The sequence below is a fragment of the Virgibacillus alimentarius genome, from assembly GCF_017874635.1.
Lineage (GTDB): Bacteria > Bacillota > Bacilli > Bacillales > Amphibacillaceae > Virgibacillus_B > Virgibacillus_B alimentarius.
The window spans coordinates 1-5,426 of record NZ_JAGIKX010000060.1 but is presented as its reverse complement, the minus strand read 5'-3'; the positions used below and the strand labels follow the sequence as shown (position 1 = coordinate 5,426).

Below are 5,426 nucleotides of genomic sequence, written 5' to 3'. Positions count from 1 at the left end.
TGTATAGAATAAAATTAAACCGCCGTATACGGATCCGTAAGTACGGTGGTGTGAGAGGTCGGATAATCAATTAATGATTATCCTCCTACTCGATACTATATTCAGTCATAAACCCTCAACTTGTCCCATAAAATTAGATAAATAATATGAAAGAACGAGGGGCGAATAGCATGGGACGTATGAATAAAACAGGAAAAGTTGCTATTTGGATTACAGGCTTTCTTCTTTTAGCTTTTCTCATTCAGTTTCCAATTCAAAAAAGTGAAACAACATGGGAATCCTGGTCACTTCCGCTTTCTGGAAAAACGATTGTACTTGATCCTGGGCATGGTGGCCCTGATGGTGGAGCAGTGGGGAAAGATGATACAACTGAAAAAGAAATTGCCTTAGATGTAGCTAAAAAGCTGCAAAGTTATTTACAACAGTCCGGTGCTCTCGTTTATTTGACGAGGGAAGAGGACAAAGATCTAGCAGCTAAAGATACAAAAGGGCTGGCTAATCGAAAGTCGGAGGATATACGCAATCGATTGAAATTTATCCATGATAAAAAGGCTGATTTCTTTGTGTCCATTCATTTAAATGCTCTTTCCGCCACTCAATGGCATGGAGCACAATCATTTTATTATCCGAAAATGGAAGAAAGTGGGCACCTGGCAAATATGATTCAATCGGAAATCATCCGTAACCTGGAAAACACGGATCGGGAAGCATTGTCGATTAATGGGGTGTATCTTTTAAAACATGCTAAAGTTCCTGGGGCGTTAGTTGAAATTGGATTTTTATCAAATGAACAGGAGCTTGAATTACTGAAACAAGAAGATTATCAGCGCAAGTTGGCAGGTAGTATTTATAAAGGTATTTTACACTACGAAACCAAGGAACCGGAAGAAGATAGCAAAGCCAATTAGATCACCTTTCCTATAATTCAAATCACTTAGTTTTTGTTTGAATTATGTTATACTAGCAGTGGACGGAATTTGAGGATTCTGAAGCTAGAAAAGGAAGGTGACGCATTGTGTTAACAAAAGAGGAAATTGTACAACTCCTTAACCCAATTAAGGATCCGTTTTTACATATAACGATGGAAGAAACCGATGGTATTAAAGAGATTACGATTAAAGAAGATAAGCAGCATGTTAGTTTGAAACTTGCCATCGGTAAACCGAATACCGCTGAGCAGATGCAATTACAGCAAGAGATTGTTGGAATTTTAAAGAAAAATGGGGCCAAAACTGTTGGCTTGCGTTTTGAACAATTACCAGATGAAATCATTCAAAAGTTCCAGCCTGCTGCAGATGCTGCAAAGGAAACATCATTACTGGGTGGAGGATCCCATCCTCATTTTATCGCTGTTTCCAGTGGTAAAGGTGGGGTTGGTAAATCGACAGTAACTGTAAACTTAGCTATGTCTTTAATGCGACTTGGAAAAAAAGTTGGTATTATTGATGCGGATATTTATGGGTTTAGTATTCCAGATATGATGGGTGTTGAAAAACGCCCTACTGTACGAGGAGAAAAGATCATTCCAGTGGAACGCTTTGGCGTCAAAGTGATTTCAATGGGCTTTTTCGTAGAGGATAATTCACCAATTATTTGGCGTGGACCAATGCTTGGTAAAATGCTAAATAGCTTCTTTAAAGAAGTGGAGTGGGGCGAATTAGACTATCTACTATTGGACTTGCCTCCAGGTACTGGAGATATTGCCATGGATGTTCATGAGCTATTGCCTACATGTAAAGAAGTTATTGTTACTACACCACACCCAACAGCAGCCTTTGTAGCGGCACGTGCCGGACAAATGGCATTAAAAACGGATCACGATATTTTAGGTGTCATCGAAAATATGGCTTATTTTGAGAGTCAAAAAACGGGAGAAAAAGAATATGTTTTTGGCCGAGGTGGAGGTGAAAAGTTAGCGGAAGTTCTTAAAACGAAAGTACTTGGACACTTGCCTTTGCAACAGCCATATGAAGATGAGGATGTTTTTGCCCCATCCATTTACCAGGAGGATCATCCGATCGGGAAAGAGTACCATAAAATAGCTGCAAAAGTGATAGCAAAAGTAGAAGAATAAAGAAGAGAAAAGAGGTGCTTGTAGTCACCTCTTTTGTACGTTTATAGGGAAGAAAGCGTGGTCGTCTAACCTTCTGTATTATTAGGACTGTCCCCCACCTTGCTGTTGTGATTGGCCACCACCACCTTCATTTTTTCCTTCTTGTCCTTGCTTTTCCTTTTTTCCTTGTTCTTCAGCAGCCTTTAGTAATGTTTCCTTCATTTTTGCTTGGAATGAAGGAGTTTCTAATGTTTGTTGGATTGTTTCTTCTAAATGAGAACGAAATTGTTGACTTTTCATCACTTTTAGCATTTGATCTGTTATCTCGGGATTTTGTAACAATTCGAGCATTTGTTTTTGATAATCAGAATCATTCATTAACTTTTTGATTAGCTTTTTTTGTTCTTCAGCCATCGATTTAGAGAAGGTCTCAACAAAAGCTGGATCTTTAAAAAGATTAGTCCACATCTCTTTTCCCTTTTTCGATGCGAGTGCATCGTTTAAAGACTTTTTAACGGTATCAGACTCGATAATCAATTGTTTTTTCATTTTCTCATCTTCCATAATTTCCGAAAGTGCCTTTTTCCCGTCATCCGTTTGTAGTATATCAACAACCATTTTTTTCGTTGTATCATATTCTGCATCTTTTGTTTTTTCCCCATTACATGCACTAATTAATAGGATGGAGAAACTTAATATAGAAATGAAAATAATCCGGAGCAATTGGGACTCCTCCTTCCTCATATATATAATATGAGTGCTCAAATAAAAAAATATTCACGTCATAAAGGAAAATAGTCATTGTTCGTGATAAAATACAAGGAAACAGCGTATTTCATTCTAAATTATCTGTAGTTATATAGAAGTAGGAGGATTCAAATTGAATAGTCGTAAATTGGTTGGAATGTTTTTTAAAACATTAACGATAGGCGGATTGGCTGGTCTTATTATTAGCTTTTTTGTTAAGGCTGGAGAATATGCAAAGGTGTTAAGTCCTTTTGATGCCTTGGAATTCCTGGGTCTGCTTGTATTCTTTGTTGGCCTTGGATTGGTGTTTGCGGTTGTCAGTCAGACAGGATTTTTTGCATATCTGTTTATTAACCGATTAGGTCTTAGTGTTTTTCGTTCGTTTTGGCCTACGGTGCAAATATTACTCATTGCATTTGTTGTATTTGATTTAGTTTATTTTCCGTATCAGGCAGCAGAAGGAGAAATTCCATTATATTTATTTATCCTTATGTCAGCTGCCATCCTTGTATATGGATGGATCATCGCTAAAATAAAAGCGAAGGAAACCAATCAACGCGCATTTATACCTGCTTTATTCTTAATGGTAGTCATGACGACGATTGAATGGGTTCCTGGATTGCGAACAAGCGGTACGGATTATGCGTGGCTCATGATTATTCCACTGCTGGCATGCAATACGTATCAGTTATTAATATTACACCGATTGACAAGAGTAGATTCAGAAAAACAATCTGCTAATAAAGGGAAAGGTTCCCCGGCCAATAAAAGAAACGCTGCGCAGCATAAAAAAATAAAACCGAGTAAAATATAACAGTAAAACCCCTGGTATGATTCATTATCAGGGGTTTTGAGTTATTTATTATTCAACTAATTTTGCTTTAGCGTTTGCTTGATTAATCAACTCAGACATGGACACCAAATGGAATCCCTTATTTTTCAAACCAGGTAATATTGTTTTTAAGGCTTCTGCTGTTTGTTTTGCAGAGTCAGACGCATGCATTAATATAATATCTCCATTTGTAGTTTCTTTCATGACATGATCTATAATTTTTTGTGTACCTGGGTTTTGCCAGTCATCAGGATTTACGTTCCAATGAATGACTTGAAAACCCATATCCTCTGCAAGTTCTATGATTTCTTTGTTAAAATGCCCGCTAGGTGTCCGAAGAAGCTTTGTATCTTCGTACCCCAACTTATCAAATATTTCTTGTGCTTTAACTAAGTCTTTACGAACCTCCTCAATTTCCTGGTCGAGATAGCTTTTATAACGGTACCCCATCATACCAAGTTCATGCTTGTCCTCGATTATTTTTTCAAGAATTTCCGGGTGGCGTTCAGCCCATTCACCGCTTACAAAAAAAGTAGCTTGTATTTCGTGCTTTTTTAACTGTTTTAATATGTCGTGTACCTTTTCCTCCCCCCAGCTAATGTTGAAAGTTAAACCAATATTTGTCTCATCTGCATTCCCTTTTGCAAATGCACTTGGTTTCTCATTTGAGAAAACAGAAAAGGTGCCATTTTGCTCGAACCAGACAAACAAAGCTGTAAATAAAGCCAATATTCCTATGATTAGCCAACGTTTCCATTTGTTAAATTGTATTGCATAAAAGTATTGCATAGATAATACCTCTCCTTCCTAAACTGATGTGTGTATGTACTTTCGAATGAAATTTAGAAACGATTTACTAAAGTCTATGAAAATAAAAGCATAATATGTCCAAGCTATAATATAAAATGAAAAAATATAAGTTAAAGATGGATGAAAATGGGTTTATTTTGGAATAGTAATTTTAAACGGTATCTTTTAGGGGTAAGAAGTAAGTGAAGAAAAAGTGACATAATAAAGATTAACCGACAAAATTTGCGAAAGGCCACGAATGAATGTAAGGCAATCGTTTTAGAGATTGTTTGATGCAGTATCGAAAAGAGAGTCAGTGAACAGTAATGAAGGGCTTGAGGTGATAGGAATGTTGGGTTTATTAATTAATGATATAGAACAAAAAGAAATGGAGTATATGCTTAAACGTGAATTAGAAGAGCTGCTGATGGATATGGATGATCAACGAATCGATCATGTGGTAAGACGAGCGATGAGGGAGCGGTATCAAATCGTATTTCAATTATTTCGCCGCGTTGCTAGTGAACAAGAAACAATGAAATATATGCTTAAAAGAAGCAAAGCGAATGATGAATAGGATCTTGATGTCTATATCCAAGGTGTAGTCACTATTTCTTTATTAAAGGATTGTATAACAATACAAAACATAATTTTATTATTAGGTGTAATAGGAAAAAAAGAATATGCTACTTTTTTCGATTTTCCTATTGCACTTATTATTTTTATATGCTATATTATTTTTTGTCGAAAGAAACGCAAGGGATATTTCATAGCAAAACAACGAAAAAATATTTTTTATAGTTTCTAGTTGACAACTAATTGCGAACATGGTATATTAAATCTTGTCGCAAAAAGACAAAAGGAAACATTGATCTTTGAAAACTGAACAAAACAACCAGTATGTCAAGAGTATAGATGATAGCTTGTGGTTGTGGATGCAGATCAACTGATCTAAATTCATGAATACAATCTGATTATCTACATGCAAGAAATAAAGCTAAGACA

At 36.3% G+C, this 5,426-nt stretch carries 6 protein-coding genes; 4 read left to right on the top strand and 2 right to left on the bottom strand.

Going from position 1 to position 5,426, the window contains the following annotated elements; all coding sequences use genetic code 11:
* Window positions 1–179 precede the first annotated feature (179 nt).
* Both cwlD and J2Z81_RS15490 read left to right on the top strand, forming a co-directional pair.
* Window positions 180–908: an N-acetylmuramoyl-L-alanine amidase CwlD gene (cwlD, locus tag J2Z81_RS15495; protein ID WP_029268489.1), complete on the top strand. Its 729-nt coding sequence runs from the start codon at window positions 180–182 to the stop codon at window positions 906–908.
* A gap of 107 nt (window positions 909–1,015) precedes the next feature.
* A complete protein-coding gene (locus J2Z81_RS15490) occupies window positions 1,016–2,074 on the top strand; it encodes an Mrp/NBP35 family ATP-binding protein (protein WP_029268491.1) in 1,059 nt (352 codons plus the stop codon).
* A gap of 81 nt (window positions 2,075–2,155) precedes the next feature.
* Here the strand turns inward: J2Z81_RS15490 and gerD are convergent, their stop codons facing one another.
* Window positions 2,156–2,776, bottom strand: a complete 621-nt coding sequence (gene gerD / locus J2Z81_RS15485) for a spore germination lipoprotein GerD (RefSeq protein WP_038221079.1) — start codon at window positions 2,774–2,776, stop codon at window positions 2,156–2,158.
* Between the two features lie 157 nt (window positions 2,777–2,933).
* Here gerD and J2Z81_RS15480 point away from each other — a divergent pair, with 157 nt between their 5' ends.
* The gene (locus tag J2Z81_RS15480) at window positions 2,934–3,614 is read left to right on the top strand and encodes a KinB-signaling pathway activation protein (RefSeq protein WP_051681433.1); all 681 of its coding nucleotides are present in this window, start codon (window positions 2,934–2,936) and stop codon (window positions 3,612–3,614) included.
* A gap of 48 nt (window positions 3,615–3,662) precedes the next feature.
* Here the strand turns inward: J2Z81_RS15480 and pdaB are convergent, their stop codons facing one another.
* Window positions 3,663–4,421: a polysaccharide deacetylase family sporulation protein PdaB gene (gene pdaB, locus J2Z81_RS15475; protein ID WP_029268497.1), complete on the bottom strand. Its 759-nt coding sequence runs from the start codon at window positions 4,419–4,421 to the stop codon at window positions 3,663–3,665.
* 349 nt (window positions 4,422–4,770) lie between these two features.
* On the opposite strand from pdaB, the gene J2Z81_RS15470 reads away from it, so the two are divergent.
* Window positions 4,771–4,998, top strand: a complete 228-nt coding sequence (locus tag J2Z81_RS15470) for a hypothetical protein (RefSeq protein WP_029268499.1) — start codon at window positions 4,771–4,773, stop codon at window positions 4,996–4,998.
* The last annotated feature ends 428 nt before the right edge of the window (window positions 4,999–5,426 follow it).